At 62.7% G+C, this 19,322-nt stretch carries 19 protein-coding genes; 6 read left to right on the top strand and 13 right to left on the bottom strand.

Annotation, left to right across the window (positions count from 1 at the left end; genetic code table 11):
- Nucleotides 1-23 precede the first annotated feature (23 nt).
- The 3 genes from BUB23_RS23530 to BUB23_RS23540 form a co-directional block, all read right to left on the bottom strand.
- Entirely contained in the window at nt 24-677 is a 654-nt protein-coding gene (locus tag BUB23_RS23530; RefSeq protein ID WP_073108944.1) for a CoA transferase subunit B, read from the bottom strand.
- A 2-nt stretch (nt 678-679) separates the two neighbouring features.
- Nucleotides 680-1,387, bottom strand: coding sequence for a CoA transferase subunit A (locus BUB23_RS23535; protein ID WP_073108947.1), 708 nt, complete (start codon nt 1,385-1,387; stop codon nt 680-682).
- A 66-nt stretch (nt 1,388-1,453) separates the two neighbouring features.
- Nucleotides 1,454-1,894, bottom strand: a complete 441-nt coding sequence (locus BUB23_RS23540) for an acyl-CoA thioesterase (RefSeq protein WP_073108949.1) — start codon at nt 1,892-1,894, stop codon at nt 1,454-1,456.
- Nucleotides 1,895-2,119: 225 nt separating this feature from the next.
- Between BUB23_RS23540 and BUB23_RS23545 the strand changes: the two genes are divergently transcribed.
- Nucleotides 2,120-3,766, top strand: a complete 1,647-nt coding sequence (locus tag BUB23_RS23545) for an electron transfer flavoprotein-ubiquinone oxidoreductase (RefSeq protein ID WP_073108951.1) — start codon at nt 2,120-2,122, stop codon at nt 3,764-3,766.
- Nucleotides 3,767-3,769: 3 nt separating this feature from the next.
- Here BUB23_RS23545 and BUB23_RS23550 read toward each other — a convergent pair whose 3' ends face one another.
- The 4 genes from BUB23_RS23550 to BUB23_RS23565 form a co-directional block, all read right to left on the bottom strand.
- Entirely contained in the window at nt 3,770-4,675 is a 906-nt protein-coding gene (locus tag BUB23_RS23550; protein WP_143161108.1) for a DMT family transporter, read from the bottom strand.
- 92 nt (nt 4,676-4,767) lie between these two features.
- A complete protein-coding gene (gene acs / locus BUB23_RS23555) occupies nt 4,768-6,747 on the bottom strand; it encodes an acetate--CoA ligase (RefSeq protein ID WP_073108954.1) in 1,980 nt (659 codons plus the stop codon).
- Nucleotides 6,748-6,861: 114 nt separating this feature from the next.
- Nucleotides 6,862-8,220, bottom strand: a complete 1,359-nt coding sequence (locus BUB23_RS23560) for an MFS transporter (RefSeq protein WP_073108956.1) — start codon at nt 8,218-8,220, stop codon at nt 6,862-6,864.
- The gene (locus tag BUB23_RS23565; protein WP_073108957.1) at nt 8,217-8,624 is read right to left on the bottom strand and encodes a heme-binding protein; all 408 of its coding nucleotides are present in this window, start codon (nt 8,622-8,624) and stop codon (nt 8,217-8,219) included. Before BUB23_RS23565 ends, BUB23_RS23560 begins: the two co-directional genes overlap by 4 nt.
- Nucleotides 8,625-9,008: 384 nt before the next feature.
- Here BUB23_RS23565 and BUB23_RS23570 point away from each other — a divergent pair, with 384 nt between their 5' ends.
- Complete coding sequence (locus BUB23_RS23570; protein WP_245801367.1) at nt 9,009-9,590, top strand: C40 family peptidase; 582 nt, start codon at nt 9,009-9,011, stop codon at nt 9,588-9,590.
- Between the two features lie 75 nt (nt 9,591-9,665).
- Here BUB23_RS23570 and BUB23_RS23575 read toward each other — a convergent pair whose 3' ends face one another.
- From BUB23_RS23575 to BUB23_RS23585, 3 genes are all read right to left on the bottom strand, one after another.
- Nucleotides 9,666-10,064 (bottom strand): DUF2325 domain-containing protein, encoded by a 399-nt coding sequence (locus BUB23_RS23575; protein WP_073108962.1) that lies wholly within the window; start codon nt 10,062-10,064, stop codon nt 9,666-9,668.
- Nucleotides 10,065-10,157: 93 nt separating this feature from the next.
- Nucleotides 10,158-11,108 (bottom strand): CysB family HTH-type transcriptional regulator, encoded by a 951-nt coding sequence (locus tag BUB23_RS23580; protein ID WP_073108964.1) that lies wholly within the window; start codon nt 11,106-11,108, stop codon nt 10,158-10,160.
- Nucleotides 11,109-11,179: 71 nt separating this feature from the next.
- Nucleotides 11,180-12,673 (bottom strand): CoA-acylating methylmalonate-semialdehyde dehydrogenase, encoded by a 1,494-nt coding sequence (locus BUB23_RS23585; protein WP_073108967.1) that lies wholly within the window; start codon nt 12,671-12,673, stop codon nt 11,180-11,182.
- A 192-nt stretch (nt 12,674-12,865) separates the two neighbouring features.
- On the opposite strand from BUB23_RS23585, the gene BUB23_RS23590 reads away from it, so the two are divergent.
- Nucleotides 12,866-13,786 carry a LysR family transcriptional regulator gene (locus BUB23_RS23590; protein WP_073109071.1) on the top strand — a complete coding sequence of 307 codons (921 nt, stop codon included), beginning with the start codon at nt 12,866-12,868 and terminating at the stop codon, nt 13,784-13,786.
- A 53-nt stretch (nt 13,787-13,839) separates the two neighbouring features.
- Here BUB23_RS23590 and lptF read toward each other — a convergent pair whose 3' ends face one another.
- Nucleotides 13,840-14,952 (bottom strand): LPS export ABC transporter permease LptF, encoded by a 1,113-nt coding sequence (lptF, locus tag BUB23_RS23595; RefSeq protein ID WP_073108969.1) that lies wholly within the window; start codon nt 14,950-14,952, stop codon nt 13,840-13,842.
- A gap of 55 nt (nt 14,953-15,007) precedes the next feature.
- On the opposite strand from lptF, the gene BUB23_RS23600 reads away from it, so the two are divergent.
- The 3 genes from BUB23_RS23600 (at nt 15,008) to BUB23_RS23610 (ending at nt 17,775) form a co-directional block, all read left to right on the top strand.
- Nucleotides 15,008-16,510 (top strand): leucyl aminopeptidase, encoded by a 1,503-nt coding sequence (locus BUB23_RS23600; protein WP_073108971.1) that lies wholly within the window; start codon nt 15,008-15,010, stop codon nt 16,508-16,510.
- The gene (locus BUB23_RS23605) at nt 16,510-16,953 is read left to right on the top strand and encodes a DNA polymerase III subunit chi (protein ID WP_073108974.1); all 444 of its coding nucleotides are present in this window, start codon (nt 16,510-16,512) and stop codon (nt 16,951-16,953) included. The genes BUB23_RS23600 and BUB23_RS23605 overlap by 1 nt, the downstream gene beginning before the upstream one ends.
- A gap of 114 nt (nt 16,954-17,067) precedes the next feature.
- Nucleotides 17,068-17,775, top strand: a complete 708-nt coding sequence (locus BUB23_RS23610) for a Bax inhibitor-1/YccA family protein (protein WP_073108976.1) — start codon at nt 17,068-17,070, stop codon at nt 17,773-17,775.
- A 45-nt stretch (nt 17,776-17,820) separates the two neighbouring features.
- On the opposite strand, the gene rarD is transcribed toward BUB23_RS23610, so the two are convergent.
- A complete protein-coding gene (rarD, locus tag BUB23_RS23615; protein WP_073108978.1) occupies nt 17,821-18,729 on the bottom strand; it encodes an EamA family transporter RarD in 909 nt (302 codons plus the stop codon).
- Nucleotides 18,726-19,316, bottom strand: coding sequence for a PIN domain-containing protein (locus BUB23_RS23620; protein WP_073108981.1), 591 nt, complete (start codon nt 19,314-19,316; stop codon nt 18,726-18,728). Before BUB23_RS23620 ends, rarD begins: the two co-directional genes overlap by 4 nt.
- Nucleotides 19,317-19,322 lie beyond the last annotated feature (6 nt).

Genomic DNA, 19,322 nt, shown 5'->3' on the forward strand with positions numbered 1-19,322 from the left:
CAGCGGGCGCGCCCCTGGACAAACTACGCGACGGCCGTGACGTCGAGCTTGGCGCCGGTCTTGGACTGGATTTCCTCGGCCGTCACGCCCGGCGCCAGTTCGATCAGCTTGAGGCCGTCATCGCCGACTTCCATGACGCCCAGATCGGTGATGATCAGGTCCACCACGCCCACCCCGGTCAAGGGCAAGGTGCACTCGGGCAATAGCTTGATGTCCTGCGTGCCGTCTTTTTTGCGGGCCACATGCTCCATCAGCACCACGACCCTGCCGACGCCGGCGACCAGGTCCATGGCGCCGCCCATGCCCTTGATCATCTTGCCGGGTATCATCCAGTTGGCGAGGTCGCCTTTCTCGGAAACCTGCATGGCCCCCAGGATGGCCAGGTTGATCTTGCCGCCGCGTATCATGGCGAACGAATCCGCCGACGCGAAGATGGACGAACCGGGCAAGGTGGTGATGGTCTGCTTGCCGGCGTTGATCAGGTCCGGATCGATTTCATCATCGGTGGGGAATGGGCCTATGCCCAGCAGTCCATTTTCGGATTGCAGCCAGACTTCGATCCCTTGGGGCACATGATTGGCCACCATGGTGGGCAAGCCTATGCCGAGGTTCACGTAGTAGCCGTCTTGCAGTTCACGAGCGGCGCGCGCCGCCATTTCATCACGGTTCCAGGCCATGGTCATGCTCCTTGGGCATTGCGCACGGTGCGCTGTTCAATACGTTTCTCGGGGTGGGCGTTGAGCACGATGCGGTGCACATATATGCCCGGAAGATGGACCTGGTCCGGATCGAAGGCGCCGACATCGACGATTTCCTCGACCTCGACTATCGTCACTTTGCCGGCCATGGCGACATTGGGATTGAAATTGCGCGCCGTCTTGCGGAACACCAGGTTGCCGCTGCGGTCGGCCTTGTAGGCCTTGACCAGCGACACATCGGGAACCAGCGAGCGCTCCATGACGTATTCTTCGCCGTCGAACTCGCGGATTTCCTTGCCGTCGGCCACGATGGTGCCCACGCCGGTGCGGGTGAAAAAGGCCGGAATGCCGGCGCCGCCGGCGCGCAGTTTTTCCGCCAGCGTGCCCTGCGGCGTGAATTCGAGCTCGAGTTCGCCCGCCAGGTATTGGCGCTCGAATTCCTTGTTTTCGCCGACATACGACGCGATCATCTTCCTGATCTGGCGCGTGCTCAGCAACTGGCCCAGGCCGAAGCCGTCGACGCCGGCGTTGTTGCTGATGCATGTCAGGTTCTGCACGCCGGAATCGCGCAATGCCGCAATCAAGGCCTCGGGAATGCCGCAAAGACCGAAGCCCCCGACGGCTATGGTCTGATCGTCGGCGACGACGCCTTTAAGTGCTTCTGCGGCACTTGCATAGACTTTATCCATCACTCCATCCTCATTTCAAAACTTCAATCAAAAAAAATCGATAATGCGCGCCGGCCCGCCATGCCGTCAGACAGCCAGCACCCGCGCGAACTTGGCCAGTTCGCCGGGCGTCCAGGGCGAAGACTTGCCCGTGCGGGAATCCGCGCCGACGATCACGTATTTGCCTGTCGCGTAGGGTACCCCCGGCTCGTCCTCACGCTCGATCAGCGTATCCATGGCCATGCTGGACCGCCCGATGCGCGCCAGCACCTGGGTGACCACCACCGTCGCCGGATAGGTCAGCGGCTTGAGGAAATCGCAGGACGCATGCGCCAGGATGCCCACCCGGGTCGCAGGCAGGCTGATGCCCGCCGAATGGAACAGCTGAACGCGGGCTTCTTCAAAATAGCGGAAATACACGGCATTGTTGACATGGTTCTGCGCGTCCTGGTCGCCCCAGCGCACCGGGATGGCGCAACGAAACGCGGCGCCGACGGGGGGGACGCAAGGCGGGTCGGAAAGCTGCATAAGGAAAATGCCTTTTTCGCTAAAATCGAATGAACAAGTATAACGGCAAGCAAGGCCCTGTAGAACCGCCGCCGCGCGCCCGGTTCGGCGCCGGCCACACGGGCGACGCCGCCGCGAGAGGCCTTGTCCGGGCCTTGCTCCAGACTACAATACAATTAAGTCATAAAACGAAACACTGGTCCCACGGGCCACCGCCACACCAGACTTACGGGAGATCCTTACAAAATGGCTGAACGCGAATCAATGGAATACGATGTGGTCGTGGTCGGCGCGGGGCCGGCCGGCCTGGCGGCCGCCATACGGCTGAAGCAACTGGCGGCCGAGCGCGACCACGAAATCAGCGTTTGCGTGCTTGAAAAGGGCGCGGAAGTCGGCGCCCATATCCTGTCCGGCGCGGTGATGGACCCGCGCGCCCTGAATGAACTGATTCCCGACTGGAAAGAAAAAGGCGCGCCGCTGGACACCGCCGTAAGCGAAGACAAATTCCTGTTCCTGAGCGAAAAAGGTTCGCGCTCGACCCCGAAATGGCTGCTGCCCGAATGCTTCCACAACCATGGCAGCTATATCGTGCGCCTGGGCAATGTGGTGCGCTGGATGGGCGAGCAGGCCGAAGGCCTGGGGGTGGACCTCTTCCCCGGCTTCGCCGCCACCGAGATCCTCTACACCGAAACCGGCGCCGTCAAAGGCGTGGCGACGGGCGACATGGGCGTCGCGCGCGACGGCTCGCACACCGCGCATTACCAGCCCGGCATGGAACTGCACGCCCGCTACACGGTTTTCGCCGAAGGCTCGCGCGGCCAATTGGGGCGCGAACTGATAGCCCGCTACAAGCTGGACGCCGGCCGCGACCCGCAAAGCTACGGCATAGGCATCAAGGAAATGTGGGAGGTCGATCCTTCCCAGTCGCAGCCCGGGCTGGTCATGCACACGGCGGGCTGGCCGCTGGACTCGGACACCTACGGCGGGTCCTTCCTGTACCACCTGGCCGACAATATCGTGGTGGTCGGGCTGGTGGTCGGGCTGGACTATGCCAATCCATGGCTCTCGCCCTTCGAAGAATTCCAGCGCTACAAGACGCATCCGGCGATACGCCCCACCTTCGAAGGCGCCAAGCGCATCGCCTATGGGGCGCGCTCGCTGACGGCCGGCGGGCTGCTGTCCCTGCCCAAGCTGTGCTTTCCCGGCGGCGTCATGGTCGGCTGTGAAGCCGGCGTGCTCAATGCCTCGCGCATCAAGGGCAGCCATTCGGCCATCAAGACCGGCGCCCTGGCCGCCGAAGCGGCGTTCGACGCCATCGTGGCCGATCGCCGCCACGACGAACTGGTGGCCTACCCCGCGGCATTCGAAAGCTCCTGGCTGCACGCCGAACTCAACAAGTCGCGCAATTTCAAGCAATGGTTCAAGAAGGGCCGTACCGTCGCCACCTTGATGACAGGCATAGAGCAATGGCTGCTGAAAGGCAAAATGCCCTGGACGCTGCACCACAGCAAGCCGGACCACGCCTGTCTGCAGCCCGCGGCGGAATGCGCGCGGATCGATTACCCCAAGCCCGACGGCAAGCTGACCTTCGATCGCCTCAGCTCGGTATTCATCTCGAATACCAACCACGAGGAAAACGAACCCGTGCACCTGACGCTCAAGGACCCCTCGATTCCGGTGTCGGTCAACCTGGCCAAGTATGGCGGCCCGGAAGCGCGCTATTGCCCGGCGGGCGTCTATGAGTTCGTCAAGACGGACAAAGGCGAAGACCGCCTGCAGATCAATGCGCAGAACTGTGTGCACTGCAAGACCTGCGATATCAAGGATCCCCTGCAGAACATTGTGTGGGTGGCGCCTCAAGGCGGCGAAGGGCCGGTCTACAACGGGATGTAAAGGTCAGGCGCCGGAAGCGCGGCGCCGGCTCTTGGCGCCGCGGGACGGCAGGTTGATGACCACCAGGCCGGCCATGATCAGCGCGATGCCCGCCAGCTCCAGCGGCGTGGGCCGTTCCGCCAGCAGCAGCCAGGCCAGGATGATGGTAAGCACCGGCACCCCCAGGCTGGACATGCCCGCTATCGTGGCGCTGACGCGCCGCACCACGGACAGCCACAGCCACCAGCCCAGCGCCGACGCCAATATGGCCATATACGCCATCCCCCAGAACAGGTCCGGCTGCCAGTCTATGGCGCGCTGCGGCAACAGCAAGGCCACAGGCAGGGTCAGCACCGCGCCCAGGAACATCTGCCACGTCGTCAGGTTGAGCACCTCGACCCTATGGCGCTGGAACATTTTCTTGGTCAGCACCACGCCCAGCCCCCAGCTCGCGCCGCCTCCCAGGGCCAGCAAAGATCCCCACAGGCTGCCCATGCCTTGCCATGGCGCGATCACCGCGGCCAGGCCCAGCGCGGCAAGCACGAGCGCCGCCGCGTGGCGGCGCGCCGGGCGCTCGCCCAGCAGCAGCCAGGCGAACAGCACCACCCAGAACGGCATGGTATAGGCCAGCATCACCACGTGCCCCGCCCCTCCGCTCACCAGCGCCAGCTGACACAGGCACTGGAAGGCCGTGGTCTGGAAAACGGCAATGCCCACCGTCAGCCAGAACGGCGGGAATTTCAGCGACCGGCGCGTCGCGAGCAGCAGGAAAAACAGCACCATGAAGGCCAGGCCATAGCGGGCCATCACCAGGTCGAAGGGCCCGATGAAATTCGACAGATGCTTCATGACGATCCAGCTGAACCCCCACAACGCCACGGTAACGCTCATCAGGAACAGGGCGCGGCGATCCGTCTGGTCTGCTTTCAAGAAACGCTCCACTAGAGGAAAATGTATAAAAAAATCAGGCCGGAGCCTGATTGGGTGCTTCAATGGAAGCCCGCCGCCACGATACTACGGATTCACCGCGCTTGCGAGAGCTGATCCAGGATGGCGGGATTTTCCAGGGTGGAGACGTCCTGGGTGACGGTCTCGCCCTTGGCCACCACGCGCAGCAGGCGCCGCATGATCTTGCCGGAGCGGGTCTTGGGCAGGTTCTCGCCAAAGCGTATGTCCTTGGGCTTGGCGATAGGGCCGATTTCCTTGGACACCCAGTCGCGCAGCTGCTTGGCGATCTGGTCGGCCTCGGCGCCTTCCGGCAAGGAGCGCTTGAGCACCACGAATGCCACCACCGCTTCGCCCGTGGTAGCGTCGGGGCGCCCCACCACGGCCGCTTCGGCCACCAGCTCATGCGCCACCAGGGCCGATTCCACCTCCATGGTGCCCAGGCGGTGCCCCGACACATTGAGCACATCGTCGATGCGCCCCATGATCCAGAAATAGCCGTCGGCATCGCGCTGCGCGCCATCGCCCGCCAGGTAGGCGCCTTTCAGCTCGGGCGGGAAATAACTTTTCTTGAAGCGTTCCGGATCGCCCCATATGGTGCGTATCATGGCCGGCCAGGGCCGCTGCACGACCAGGAAGCCGCCCTTGCCGCTTTCCACGGGCTCGCCGGCCTCGTCGACGATCGCCGCCGCGATGCCCGGCAGGGGCAAGGTGCATGAACCTGGCTTGAGCGGCGTGACGCCGGGCAGCGGCGTGATCATGTGGGCGCCGGTTTCGGTTTGCCACCAGGTATCCAGCACCGGGCAGCGCTCGCGGCCCACATTGGTGTAGTACCACATCCAGGCCTCGGGATTGATGGGCTCGCCGACCGAACCGATGATGCGCAGGCTGCCCAGATCGTATTCGCGCGGGTGATAATCGGGAGCGCTCTCGGCCGCCTTGGTCAGCGAACGGATCGCCGTCGGCGCGGTGTAGAACACCGTCACCTTGTGGCGCTGGATCATTTCCCAGAAACGGCCCACGTTGGGGTAGGTCGGCACGCCTTCGAATACGACCTGTGTCAGGCCGGCCGCCAGCGGCCCGTAGGTGATGTAGGTATGCCCGGTCACCCAGCCCACGTCGGCGGTGCACCAGAACACGTCGCTATCCTTGGCGTCGAAGGTCCATTTCACGGTGAGCAAGGCCCACAGCAGAAAGCCGGCGGTGGCATGCTGCACGCCCTTGGGCTTGCCCGTGGACCCGGAGGTGTACAGGATGAACAGCGGATGCTCGGCGTTCAGGGGCACGGGCTCGCACACATCCGGCTGGCCGGCCGAGAGCTCGTCCATCCACAGGTCGCGCCCTTCCTGCCACTGGACCGCGCCGCCGGTGCGCTTGTACACGATGACGTGGGCCACGGCATCGCAACCCCCCATCGCCAGGGCTTCGTCCACCGCGCTTTTGAGCGGTATGCTCTTGCCGCCGCGCACCTGCTCGTCGGCGGTGATGACCAGTGTGGCGCCCACGTCGACCGTGCGCTCATGCAGGCTTTTGGAAGAAAAACCGCCGAACACCACGGAATGGATGATGCCCAGGCGCGCGCAGGCCTGCATGGCGACCACCGCCTCGATGGACATGGGCATGTAGATGATGGCCCGCTCGCCGGTTCGATGGCCGAGCGACTTCAGGCCATTGGCGAATTGGCACACGCGCGCATGCAGCTGTTTATAGGTGACCGTGCTGACCTTGCCGTCGTCCGATTCGAAGATAAGCGCCGTTTTATTGGCAGTTGGCGTGTCCAGGTGCTTGTCCAGGCAGTTCGCCGAGACATTCATCTCCCCGTCGCCAAACCAACGATAGAACGGCGCTTCGGACTCGTCCAGGACTTGCTTGAAAGGGGTGGTCCAGGCAAGATTCTCGCGCGCCAGGCGGCCCCAGAATTCATCGGGCGACTGCTCGGCTTCCTGGCACAGCGCCCGGTATTCGTCCATGCCCGAGATCGCGGCGCCCTGGACCAGATTGGGAAAAGGCGGAAAGACACGGGTTTCAGTCAGTATCGACTCAATTCCACTAGACATGTTGCGGCTCCTTTTTTAGAAAGTGTGTTGTTCGAGTTATCTTCCAACCGTACCCAACCAGCCTTACTGAATACTGACAAACTGACAAAGCAAGGCAGGGATTGTTCGTCCGGCTCACACCGGCATCATATCGCGCCGCGCCGCGCCGCGCGCTGCCGCCCCGCGGGCAAAATCCAGGCGCGTCAGCACGGCCAGGCCCGCCAGGAAAAACAGGCCCGTGAACAGCAGCGCCATGCGATGGTTCCCGCAGGTCAGCCAGGTGACCAGGCCGTAGCACAAGGGCCCCACCACGGCGGCAAGCTGGGTCGCGAAGGTCCATAGCGAATAGAACTCGGCCAGCCTTTCCGGCGGGGCCAGCGCGCCGACCATGGCGCGCCCGGCGCTCTGGCTGGTGCCCATGCAAAGGCCCGCCAAGGTCGCGGCCAGCCAGAATATCCACAGCTGCACGGCCGCATAGGCCAGCAATATCATGATTATCCAGCCCACCAGGGTGATGGACAAGGCCAGCTTGTGGCCTATCCTGTCCTGGGCGTAGCCGAAAAGAAAGGCGCCGGCCGCCGCGGCGATGTTTACCGTGAACACCAGCATCATGGTCTGGGCCATGGTAAAGCCCATGGCCTCGGTGGCATACACGGCCGACAGAGTGATGACCACGGCGATGCCGGCGTGGTAGCACGTCCCGCAAAGCAGCAGGAGCCTGAAATCGGCAAAATGCTCGCGGGTGTCGCGCCATGCCGCCAGCAGCCTGGCCAGCATGCCGACGGAGGGCGCGTGGCTGGGCGGCGTGCGTTCGCGCAGGAACAAAAAGGAAGGGATGGCGGCGACGGCGAAGACCAGCGCCGTCAGCACCATTACATAGGGCACATACTGGCTGGCGGGTTCCTGGCGGGCGCTGGCCCAGGAAACCAGCGCCAGCGACAAGCCCAATGTCAGCATGCCGCCAAAATAACCGAAGCTCCAGCCCCATCCGGACACGCGGCCCAAGGCATGGGGGCGCGCGATTTCGGGCAGGAAGGCCGCCACGATGGACTCGCCCACGCAATAACAATAGTTGGACAGCGCGATCACAAGCAGGCCCCAGGCAATGTCGCCCGGCCCCGTGAACGCCAGCAGCAATGTGGCGGCCACGCAGCCCACCGTGCTGGAAAACAGCAGCCTGCGCTTGCCGGCCCGGGCATCCGCGCGCGCGCCCAGGGTCGGCATGCTGAACATGACCATCAGGTAGGAAAACGACAAAGCCGCGGTGAACGCCAGCGTGCCCCATGGCTTGCCGGCGGCCACCACGCCCACGAAGTAGGCGCTGAACACCGTGGTCAACACCACAGTCGTATAGCCCGAATTCGCGAAGTCGTACATGGCCCAGGCCCAGACCTCGCGTTTGCCGACGCCGGGGTTCACCGCGTCGCGAAAGGCGAGCGTCAAGGCCGCGTCGCGGGCCGGGCCGCCGGCTTGCCTATCCGCGCCGCGGCTCATATCTTCAGGGCGGCAATCCCGGCGCGGGCGATTTCGACGTCTTCGCTGGATTTGACCCCGGATACCCCCACCGCGCCGACGACCGCCGAGTCGACCACGATGGGCACGCCGCCTTCCAGCATGCCTTCCAGACCGGGCGCCGACAGAAACGAATAGCGGCCCTGATTGATGGAATCTTCGTAAGTCTTGGACTCGCGCCGCCCCAAGGCCGCGGTGCGCGCCTTGGCCGGGGAAATCTGCGCGGAAATCGGCGCGGCGCCGTCCAGTCGCAGCAAACCCAATAAATGCCCGCCATCGTCGACCACCGATATGGTCACGGCCCATTTCTGCTGGATGGCGTGTGCCTGTGCTGCATCCAGAATGGCTTTTACGTCGGCGCTGCTCAATATGGGTTTGGTCATCATAGGAAAATCCCTCCAAGGTCTGAAACAATACGCTACAACCAAAGCGGCTGCGCGTTCCAAGTCGCCCTATAGACTAGCCCGGCGACGCCCTTGAGTAAAGTCAAAATAGAGGGAAATACTTCTTTACCTATTAGGGATGATTCGTTAAACTCGACCCCTTATTATTGTGAACAATGCGTAAAGCCTCGCCTTTTTAAGGTGTTTTATTGCACGATGTTATTGGTTTATGCCCTGTTTGGCATTAAATCGAAACTTCCGGGCAAGGGCTGATGCCAGCGAAAACGAAAAACGACTATGCCGCCACATCGACTATCCCGACTATTCCCATACATCAATTCCCAAAACTTCTGGCGTGGCGCCAAATGTTTTCTGCTTGTTACAACTGTGGCGCTCGCCGGCTGCGCCAGCAACGCCCAAAATCAGCAGGCCCAGTCCGAACCCAGCCGCCTGATACGCGACAATTACCTCTCTTATACGCAGTCCGACCCTCTTGGCGCGTACTTTTCCGCCAAAGAATACGAATACCCCACCAGCAAATACCCCAGCAGCAGCTCCCCCAAGACCACCAAGACCCTGGCGTCCACCGCGCTGAATTTCCTGGGCATCAAATACCGTTTCGGCGGGGAAGCTCCCAATACCGGATTCGACTGCAGCGGCCTGGTCAGCTATGCCGCTGAAAAATCCCTGGGCCTGAAGCTGCCGCGCAGCGCGGCGGAAATGGCGCGCGAAGGCAAATCGGTAAAAAGCAGCGAACTGAAAAAAGGCGACCTGGTATTCTTCAATACCCGCGGCCACCGCAACTCGCATGTGGGAATCTACCTGGGCAATCACCAGTTCGTGCATGCGCCGCGTACCGGCGCGGTCGTGCGCATAGAAAGCATGGACCTCGCCTACTGGAAAAAGCGCTATAACGGCGCGCGCCGGCTGGCGGCCAACACCCCTGACACCCTCGCGACGGCGAACTGACGCGCGCCGTCCTGGCGCCGCGGGCTCTCAAGCCGGCGGCGCGCCCCGCGGCCGCGGCGCCGCTGCGATCCGAACCTAATTGAGCCTTGCCCTGCCGCCGGCATAACCGTCGGCGTCCTTCGCGATGAAGCGCACGGGCCGTTCATTGCCGCCCTTATCCACCGGGCAGGCTTCACAGTAGCCGCATTGGGTCAGGGCCTGCTTCATGCTGCATACCGACCGCCTGCAGGCCAGCACCCGTATGCCGGAGCGCTGGGCCGCCGCGCGGAACGTTTTCATGACATTGTGGCCGAGAAAATCGGTCAGCAATATGAGCAACTGCGTGCCGGAAGGCAATTGCAAGGTTTTCTTCTGATGCGATGGGTCGCGGCCACTGATATGCTGCTTGATGGCGATGTTGTGCCCTTTCAGCAGATCGGGGATATTGCCCAGACGGTCGGCCCCCACAACGACTGCGCTGACGAGTTCAGACATGACGGCTCCAGATAATAAAAAGATGGTTTCGTAACGATAATCATTCTTATTATCAATGTCAACAACTCTTGTGCATAATTTTGTAGCGGCCGATCAGTCCGTCTTGGAGCTTTTCTCTATGGCTTCCAGCACCACGTCGCGCGTCAGGGCGGGCGAGAGCATTTCCAGCAGCACATAAACGTAGTCGCGCAGGAATATCCCCGACTTGACCGCCACGCGGGTCACATGGGTGCCGAACAGATGCCCGGCCGGCAGCCCCACCAGGCCCTTGTCGCGGCGCGGATCGAAGGCCATGCCGGCGATGATGCCTATCCCGAGCCCCACGTCGACGTAAGTCTTGATGACGTCGGCGTCTATGGCTTCCAGGACGATGTCGGGGCGGATATCATTGGCGGCGAACACTTCGTCTATGGTGCCGCGGCCCGAGAAAGCGTGATCGTAGGTGACGATGGGATACTGGGCCAGCTGTTCCAGCGATATGGCCTTGGCCGCGCTGGACGTCAGCTCGGCCAGCGGGTGGTCGGGACGCACCACGATGGTGTGTTCCCAGGAATAGACCGGCATGGCGGCGAGCCCCGGCGTATGGACCAGGGTTTCGGTGGCGATGGCCACGTCGGCCTGCTCGTGCAGCACCATGCGGGCAAGGTGGGGCGGGCTGCCTTCGGCCAGGGATACCCGCACCTTGGGAAAGCGCTCGCGGAAAGCCGGTATGACTTTGGGCAAAATATAGCGGGCCTGCGCGTGCGTGCAGGCGATGACCAGGCCGCCCTCGTCGCGCCGCGCGAATTCATCGCTGACTTTCTTCAAGTTGTCGACTTCGCGCATGATGCGGTCTATGACCTGTGCCACCACGTGGCCGGGCTTGGTCAGGCCTTTTATGCGTTTTCCGTGGCGTTCGAAGATCTTGAGGCCCAGTTCGTCCTCGAATTCGATAATGGCCTTGGACACGCCCGGCTGGGACGTATACAGTGTGCGGGCCGCTTCTGTCAGGTTGAAATTGCGCCGGATGGTTTCACGTACGAAGCGGAATTGCTGAAGATTCATAAAAATAGCCCTTTAGGAAGGGCTATTATATGTAATAAAGAAATAAAAATATATTCTTTATGGTTATAAGCTTACTTCATGGAGATAGTGGTATTCACCCCTGAAGCGTGCGCCGTCCAGCGCGCCGTGACGGTCTTGGTCTGGGTCCAGAAGTTCACGGCCTGCTTGCCGTTGGGGCCCGAATCGCCCAGTTTGGACCCGCGCGAGCCGGTGAAGCTGAACCATGCGACAGGAACCGGAATAGGGATATTGATGCCTATCTGGCCCACATCGATATTATTCTGGAAGTAGCGCGCCGAGCCGCCATCCTGGGTGAACACGGCCACGCCGTTGCCATTGGGATTGCGGTTGATGAATTCCACCGCCTCTTCCAGGGTATCGACACCCACCACGCTAAGCACCGGGCCGAACACTTCCTCCCGGTAGATGGTCATGTCGGCTTCCACCTTGTTGAAAATGGTCGGGCCCACGAAATTGCCTTTTTCGTATCCGGCTACCGTAAGGTTGCGGCCATCGAGCAGCAGTTCGGCGCCCTCGTCCACCCCTTGCTGGATCAGGCCTTCGACCCGCTTCTTGGCATTGGGCGATACCAGCGGCCCGAGATCGGCGTCGCGGTCCGAGCCTATGCTGACCTTGAGCTTCCTGGCGCGCTCGACGAAGTCGGGCAGCCAGTCGCGTGCCTCGCCCACCAGCACGGCCACCGAAGTCGCCATGCAGCGCTGGCCCGCCGCGCCGAAAGCGGCGCCCACCAGTTGATTCAAGGCCACTTCGCGATCGGCGTCGGGCAGGATCACGCAGTGGTTCTTGGCGCCCATCATGGCCTGGCAGCGCTTGCCCGCCCTGGATGCGCGATTGTAGATCTCGGTGCCGACATGGGTGGAGCCGATGAAGGAAATCGCCTTGATGTCGGGATGATCGCACAAGCCGTTGGCGGTATCCGGCCCGCCGTGCACCACGTTGAGCACGCCGGGGGGCAGGCCGGCCTCGAGCGCCAGCTTGGCCAGCATCAGCGAGGAGCTGGGGTCCTGTTCGGAGGGCTTCAGGATGAATGTGTTGCCGACCGCCACGGCGATCGGAAACATGAAGCAAGGCAGCATGATGGGGAAATTGAACGCCGTAATGCCGGCGACCACGCCCAGGGGCTGTATCAAGGTATAGACGTCGATGCCGCTGGCGGCGTTCTCCGCATATTCGCCCAGTTGCAATGAAGCGATGGAGCAGGCGTGCTCGATGACTTCCAGGCCGCGCCCGACCTCGCCTTCGGCGTCGGGCAGGGTCTTGCCGTGCTCCAGCGAAATCGATTTCGCCAGGGCGGCGGTGTTGTCGCGCACCAGTTTCTGCAGATTCAGCATGACGCGCATGCGCGCGCCCTGGCTGGCATTGCGCCAGGTCTTGAAGGCCTCTTTGGAGTTGGCCACCGCCAAATCCAGTTCTTCCCTGGTTGCGAAAGGCACCTGCGCGACGACCTCCTGGGTGGCGGGATTGACGACATCGCGCCATTCCGTGGTTTTGGACTGCACAAGCTCGCCACCGATCAGTAGTGGAATACGGGGAACTGCACTCATTAAGGTCTCCTTGGGGCATTCATGATGCGGAATAAATCAACTTTTTATTTTATGCGCGGCTGGCATTTTCAGGAATGGCAGGCGCGGGGCCGGCGCAGCGCGCGCGGGCCATTGCAGCAGTGTAGTTGTGTAAAAAACTTATTTCCATCAAAATATTTGCACATTCAATGCTAATTAATGCACAAGGCTTTTATGCTCGACTGGGACGGTATACGCTATTTTCTCGAAGTGGCGCGCACGCAGCGCGTCAGCGCCGCGGCGCTGCGCCTGGGCGTGCAGCACACCACGGTATCGCGGCGCATACAAGCGCTCGAGCACGAGCTTGCAACCATCCTGTTCAACAAGTCGAAGTCCACCGGCTTCACCCTGACCGAAGAAGGCATGCGCTTCTTCGCCTACGCCGAACAGATCGAAAGCACCCTGCTCTCGGCCCGTGAAGATGTCTCGGGCCAGTCGCAAACCCTGTCGGGCCATCTGCGGGTCGGCTCCACAGAGGGTTTCGGCAACTATGTGCTGGCGCCCCTGATGACCGATTTCCAGCGCCGCTTTCCCGCCATCACCCTGGACATCATGCCCGTTCCGCGCTTCATCAGCCTTTCCAAGCGCGAGGCCGATATCGCCATTTCGCTGGAACGCCCGCAGCGCGGCCCGTATTTATGCACCAAGCTGATCGATTATTCGCTCAAGCTGTATGGCACCGCCGGCTACCTGGCCGGCCACCCTCCCATACGCGCCAAGGCGGATCTGGCCGACCATACCTTCATCGGCTACGTGGAAGAATTGCTGTTCAGCGACCGCCTGCGCTATCTCGAGGATATCGTCCTCACCGACCGCGTCATCTTCAAAAGCACCAGCGTGATTGCCCAATATCACGCCGCCCTGCAGGGCCGGTCGCTGGCCATCCTGCCCTGCTTCATGGCGGCCCAGGACCTGCGCCTGCAGCCGGTGCTGGAAGATGAAATCGCGCTGACGCGCAGCTTCTGGATGTATTGCCACGAAGACTTGCGCCAGTCCAGGCGCGTCATGGCGCTGTGGGACTTTCTTAAAAAGTCGGTGCAGCTGAATGCGCCCCTGCTGCGCGGCGAGGCATCCCGACTGCTGTATCTGGAGTGAACCCACGGGGCGCGCGGGGCCCTGCGCAATACAGCATTGGATGCTGCGCGCGCCTACGCGGCCTGCGCGGATTTGCGGGGCGCTCTGACGCGCAGCTTGCGCCACATCATGTACATCATGAGCGCGGCGAATATGGCGTGCACCAGCCATACCCCCAGCCCGAAGCCCAACAGGCCATTGCCTATCCAGCCGCGCGAAAGATTGATCAGGTTCATGTACAGCAGGCCCACCAGGCCCGCCATCAGGAGGTCGCCGGAACGGCCCAGGCGCGGGTTGACCGCGCCCAGCGGTATGGCCAGCAGGGCCAGGTTGAGCGCCGCCAGCGGCAAGGCTATGCGCCACATGATCTGCGACCGGGCGTCGTCGGTATTGTCGGCGAATAATTGCATCGTCGGCCTGGCCTTGATTTGCCTTTCGGCCTGCTCGCGCACCGCGGCCACCGAACTGGCATCGCTCTTGCTTTCCAGGCGAAAGCCATAGCGGTCGAAATCCACCAGGCGGAAATCGGACTTGCCAGGCTTGAGGTCATAGCGGTGGCCATGGCTGAGCACCAGGAAGCGGTCGCCATTGGGCTCGTTCTGGATGCGGGCGCTTTCCGCGGTAATCACGCTGAGCCATTCCGGGTCTATCACCCGCGCAATGACATTGCCCATTTCCTCGTCCGGCTCGGTCGGCTCCTCGGCGAAGAACACCCGCGCGCCCTCCTCGGTCTCGATGAACTGGCCGGCCGTCACCTTGGACAGGTCGGAGCGCTGCTCGTAGCGCTGGCGGTACTCGCTGATCTGGCGGTAGGCCCAGGGCGAGGCCACCAGGGTGAGAATGGCGATCATCACCGCGACCGGCACGGCGCAGCGCAGCACCGGCCCGATCCAGTCCTTGAGCGACAGGCCGCTGGCGAACCACACCACCATTTCCGATTCGCGAAAATTGCGCGTGATGGTCGTCAACACCGCAATGAATACCGAAACCGCCAGGATGACCGGCAGGGCCGTTATGCTGGAGAAGGTCGCCAGGCCGAAGACCACATCGGCCCCTATGGCGCCATTGGCCGCCTCGCCCAGCAGCCGGACCAGCAGGACACTGAGCCAGACGACGAGCAAGGTCGAGAACACGACACCGGCGTGGCTCAGGATTTCGGAGACTACAGAACGTTTGAATAGTGACATGAGAGAATATGCGGGATAATCGTCAGCATCCTATGGACACTTTCGGGAAATTCGAATGGAATTTAGCACACAGACTACTGCTTCCTTGCATCAAATCAAAACCGCCGCTTTGGCGGTGGGCGTATTCGCTGACGGCATTCTTGGCCCGGCAGCCGACATTATCGACCATGCGAGCAATGGCGCCTTGCGGGAAGTCCTTAAATCGGAGTTCAAGGCCAAGCCCAATACGCATCTGGTGCTCAGAAACCTGCCCGGCGTGGCGGCCGCCCGCGTCATTCTGGTCGGCCTGGGCAAACAGGGCAGTTATAACGCCGCCGCGCACGCGGGCGCCGAACTGGTGTTTGCCAACTGCTGCGTCGCCGCCAGCCTTGCGGAAGGCGTATCGACGCTCGCGGCGCTGGACTGCGGCAATTCTACGCTGCGCGCGCGCAGCCGCGCCACCGCCATGGCGGCCGGGCGCGCGATCTACCAATACAACGCCACCCTGGGCAAGCAGGACCGCGAGGCGGCCCCCAAGCTCAGGAAAATCGCCGTGTGGACGCCCCGCACCCAGGCCACCGAAGCGCAGGCCGGCCTGCGCGAAGGCCAGGCCATCGCCAATGGCATGAATCTTACGCGCATGCTGGGGGATCTGCCGCCGAATATATGCACTCCTACTTACCTGGGCAATACGGCAAAGAAACTGGCCAAGGAATTCAAGAGCCTGAAGGCCGAAGTCCTGGACCGCAAGGAAATCGAAGCCCTGAAGATGGGTTCATTCCTGTCGGTGGCGCGGGGTTCCTATGAGCCGCCGGTTTTCATCGTCCTGAGGCACACGCCGGCGGGGCTCAAGCCGGCCGCCAAGAACCGCAAGGCGCCCATCGTCCTGGTCGGCAAGGGCATCACCTTTGACTCCGGCGGCATTTCCATCAAGCCGGCCGCCAATATGGATGAAATGAAATACGATATGTGCGGCGCGGGCAGCGTGCTGGGCACCCTGCGCGCCGTGGCCGAACTGGAGCTGGACCGCGAAGTCATAGGCCTGATTCCATCCTGCGAAAATCTGCCCAGCGGGCGCGCCAACAAGCCGGGCGACGTCGTCACCAGCATGTCGGGCCAGACCATAGAGATCCTCAATACCGACGCCGAAGGCCGCCTGGTGCTGTGCGACGCCCTGACCTACGCCGAACGCTTCAAACCGGCCGCCGTCATCGACATCGCCACCCTCACCGGCGCCTGCGTCGTGGCACTGGGACACGTCAACACCGGCCTGTTCAGCAAGGACGACGCCCTGGCCGACAGCCTGCTGCGGGCGGGCCGCGACACCAACGACAGCGCCTGGCGCATGCCGCTGGAAGACGCCTATCAGGAACAGCTGCGTTCGAACTTCGCCGACATGGCGAATATCGGCGGCCCGCCGGCGGGCTCGGTCACGGCGGCCTGCTTCCTGTCGCGCTTTGCCGGCAGCTATCCATGGGCCCACCTGGACATAGCCGGCACGGCGTGGCGCAGCGGCAAGGAAAAAGGCGCATCGGGCCGGCCGGTGCCATTATTGGTGCAGTATCTGCTGCAAGCGTGATGGCCCGTATCGATTTCGCTTTCGGCGCGCCGGACCGCCTGCGCATGGCTTGCGAAGTCATACGCAAACATTACCTCGCCGGGCGCGGACTGGTGGTCTATACTCAGGACAAGCAGAAGCTGGCGCGCTTCGACCGGCTGCTGTGGGGCTTCGACGCCACCGCGTTCATACCCCATGTCCTGGCGGACGACCCGCTGGCCGGGCAAACCGCGGTGCTGCTCACCGCGGCGGACCCCATCCCGCCGGCCCCCAAAGATGGGGGGCTGGAGCCCTGGCTGGTCAATCTCGACCTGAATTGCGCCCCGGGCGCGGAAAGGTTCGAACGGGTTCTTGAAATTGTCAGCAACCACGACGACGACAAGCAGGCGGCGCGCGAACGCTGGCGCCAGTACAAAGAGGGGGGCCACAGCCTGCACGCCCATGATGTCTCCGGCAGGGCCTGATGCAAGCTCCCCCAAACAGCCGCTTGCAAATTCAGCTGATTGTAAGTTAATCTAAGCCTTACCATGAAAGGGCGCATGCCCTCCAGGCAAGGCATACACACTAAAGGATTTACCATGAGCGATTTCCGTCAACCCACTTTACCTGACCGCGGCTATGCCACGGCCGCGTCCGAGGTCGTGCGCAACCGCGTCATGCGCAATACCTACTGGTTGCTAGCCCTGTCGCTGGTGCCTACGGTGCTGGGCGCGCTGGTCGGCCTGAACACCGGCATCAACCGGGTCATGGGCGCGAGCCCCGGCACCAGCGCCATCGTCTTCCTGATAGGCGCTTTCGGGCTCATGTACCTGATAGAACGCAACAAGAACACCTCGCTGGGCGTCGGCCTGCTGCTGGCCTTCACCTTCTTCATGGGCATCATGCTGTCGCGCCTGCTGGGCCACGTGCTGGGCCTGGGCAACGGCTCGCAGCTCATCATGCTGGCTTTCGGCGGCACCGCGGCGGTGTTCGGCACCATGGCCACCATCGCCACCACCACCAAGCGCGATTTCTCGAATCTGCAGAAATTCCTGTTGATCGGCGTGGTCATCCTGATCGTGGCGTCGATCGCCAATATCTTCCTGCAGTTGCCGGCCCTGATGCTGACCATCTCGGTGATGGCCATCGCGATCTTCTCGGCCTTGCTGCTGGTGGACCTGCAGCGCGTCATCAATGGCGGCGAGACCAACTACGTATCGGCCACCCTGGCCATTTACCTGGACGTCTACAATATTTTCGCCAATCTGCTGATGCTGCTGGGCATCTTCGGCGGCAACCGCGAATAAGCCGGCCGCCCGCGCCTGGCGGCGCGGCGCGGGACCCGGCCGGGCTCACGCCCGGGCCGGGTTTTTTTCATTCCGGCCGTCCTTGCGCCACTCAAGCAGCCCCTCGCCCGCCATCAGCAGAATCGCCATCCATATCGGGATATAAGTGAACCAGGCGAGCGCCGGCATGCTTTCGTCCAGGAAAAGAAGCGCCACCCAGAATAAAAGCACGGGCTCGACGTAGCCGAGTATGCCGAAAAGCCCGAGGGGCAGCATGCGGCTGGCTGAAATATAGGAAATGAGCGCGACCGAGCTGATCAGGCCCAGCAAAGGAACCAGCCCGAACAGGGCCGGGTGGCGCATGAACTGTTGCGGCACGCTCATGTCCTGGCCGTGCAGCAAGAGCAGGGCAAGCGGCAGCATGAAGCACATGTCGAACCAGAGGGTCGCAAGAGTGCCCATGCGCAGCATGCGGCGCAACATGAAATAAGGCGGATAGCCCAGCATCACCAGCGCGGTCACCCAGGAAAATGAATCGGCGCGCCATACTTCATGCGCCACGCCGGCGGCGGCGATCAGCACCGCCAGGGTCTGCGCGCGGGTCAGGCGCTCATGGTAGAAAACGCGGCCGACCACCACCATGACCAGCGGCAGCAGAAAATAGCCCAGAGACACATCGAGCGCCCGCTGATGCAGGGGCGCCCATACGAATACCAGCAATTGCGCCCCGATCAAGCCGGCGCTGAGCGGCAAGAGCAGCCACAGCCTGGGCTCGCGGCGCAAACGGCCCGCGGTAAGGCGGATCTCGCCCCAGCCCCGCGCCCGCGAAATCAGCAGCGCCAGGGCCGGCAGGCCGAGCACTATGCGCCAGGCGAAAATCGCCGCGCCGCTAAGGGGATGCAAGACCGTGGTGTAGTAGTAAAGCGCGGCGAACAGAACGGACGAGAAGACCGAAAGCGCTATGCCCTGCTTCATGGGCGGCACGGGTAAAGCCTGTTCAGGCGGAACAGGCGCTCGCGCTTGAGGATGACGTCGAGGGCCTCCAGTTCCTTGCCGGGCGCGCGCGCATAGTCCGGGATTTCGTCAAAGACGCTCGCCGCCAGCAAGGGGTATTGCCGCCAGCAGCACACCAGCAGCTCATCCGGATCGAATAGCGCCAGCCCGTAGCCGCGCAGCTCGGTGCGATTGAAGTCCTTGATGTTGCGCGTGACGATGCCGGCGCTGACGCCCGCGCTGCCGCGGGCCTTGGCCGCCCGGGCGGCGGCGATCACGTGCCAGTCTTTCGGGTCGCTGCGGCGCAGGCCGGCCTTGAAGGCGCCGATGTCGCCCTGGTCGGCCTCGGGAAAATCGGCCTGCAGCGCCAGCCATTGCGCCTCGATGTCGCCGGCGGGCACGCCCCACAGGCGCGCCGCATTGCGCCGCCACTCGTCTCCGATCACGCCGCTCCAGGCCGGCTGGAAGCAGGCATGCCCGGCCAGGCGCAGCAGCAAGCGGCGCAGGACATTCGAAATCAGCACGCAGGTGTCGATGACCAGCACTTGAGGAAGAACGGGGTTTTCCATGTCAGT

The sequence above is a fragment of the Pollutimonas bauzanensis genome (genome assembly GCF_900129885.1).
Lineage (GTDB): Bacteria > Pseudomonadota > Gammaproteobacteria > Burkholderiales > Burkholderiaceae_B > Pollutimonas > Pollutimonas bauzanensis.

Bases quoted from the DNA above. Each gene is read 5' to 3' on its own strand.
- BUB23_RS23530 (WP_073108944.1), bottom strand. From the start codon at position 677: ATGGCCTGGAACCGTGATGAAATGGCGGCGCGCGCCGCTCGTGAACTG.
- BUB23_RS23535 (WP_073108947.1), bottom strand. From the start codon at position 1,387: ATGGATAAAGTCTATGCAAGTGCCGCAGAAGCACTTAAAGGCGTCGTC.
- BUB23_RS23540 (WP_073108949.1), bottom strand. From the start codon at position 1,894: ATGCAGCTTTCCGACCCGCCTTGCGTCCCCCCCGTCGGCGCCGCGTTT.
- BUB23_RS23545 (WP_073108951.1), top strand. From the start codon at position 2,120: ATGGCTGAACGCGAATCAATGGAATACGATGTGGTCGTGGTCGGCGCG.
- acs (WP_073108954.1), bottom strand. From the start codon at position 6,747: ATGTCTAGTGGAATTGAGTCGATACTGACTGAAACCCGTGTCTTTCCG.
- BUB23_RS23560 (WP_073108956.1), bottom strand. From the start codon at position 8,220: ATGAGCCGCGGCGCGGATAGGCAAGCCGGCGGCCCGGCCCGCGACGCG.
- BUB23_RS23565 (WP_073108957.1), bottom strand. From the start codon at position 8,624: ATGATGACCAAACCCATATTGAGCAGCGCCGACGTAAAAGCCATTCTG.
- BUB23_RS23575 (WP_073108962.1), bottom strand. From the start codon at position 10,064: ATGTCTGAACTCGTCAGCGCAGTCGTTGTGGGGGCCGACCGTCTGGGC.
- BUB23_RS23580 (WP_073108964.1), bottom strand. From the start codon at position 11,108: ATGAATCTTCAGCAATTCCGCTTCGTACGTGAAACCATCCGGCGCAAT.
- BUB23_RS23585 (WP_073108967.1), bottom strand. From the start codon at position 12,673: ATGAGTGCAGTTCCCCGTATTCCACTACTGATCGGTGGCGAGCTTGTG.
- BUB23_RS23590 (WP_073109071.1), top strand. From the start codon at position 12,866: ATGCTCGACTGGGACGGTATACGCTATTTTCTCGAAGTGGCGCGCACG.
- lptF (WP_073108969.1), bottom strand. From the start codon at position 14,952: ATGTCACTATTCAAACGTTCTGTAGTCTCCGAAATCCTGAGCCACGCC.
- BUB23_RS23600 (WP_073108971.1), top strand. From the start codon at position 15,008: ATGGAATTTAGCACACAGACTACTGCTTCCTTGCATCAAATCAAAACC.
- BUB23_RS23605 (WP_073108974.1), top strand. From the start codon at position 16,510: ATGGCCCGTATCGATTTCGCTTTCGGCGCGCCGGACCGCCTGCGCATG.
- BUB23_RS23610 (WP_073108976.1), top strand. From the start codon at position 17,068: ATGAGCGATTTCCGTCAACCCACTTTACCTGACCGCGGCTATGCCACG.
- rarD (WP_073108978.1), bottom strand. From the start codon at position 18,729: ATGAAGCAGGGCATAGCGCTTTCGGTCTTCTCGTCCGTTCTGTTCGCC.
- BUB23_RS23620 (WP_073108981.1), bottom strand. From the start codon at position 19,316: ATGGAAAACCCCGTTCTTCCTCAAGTGCTGGTCATCGACACCTGCGTG.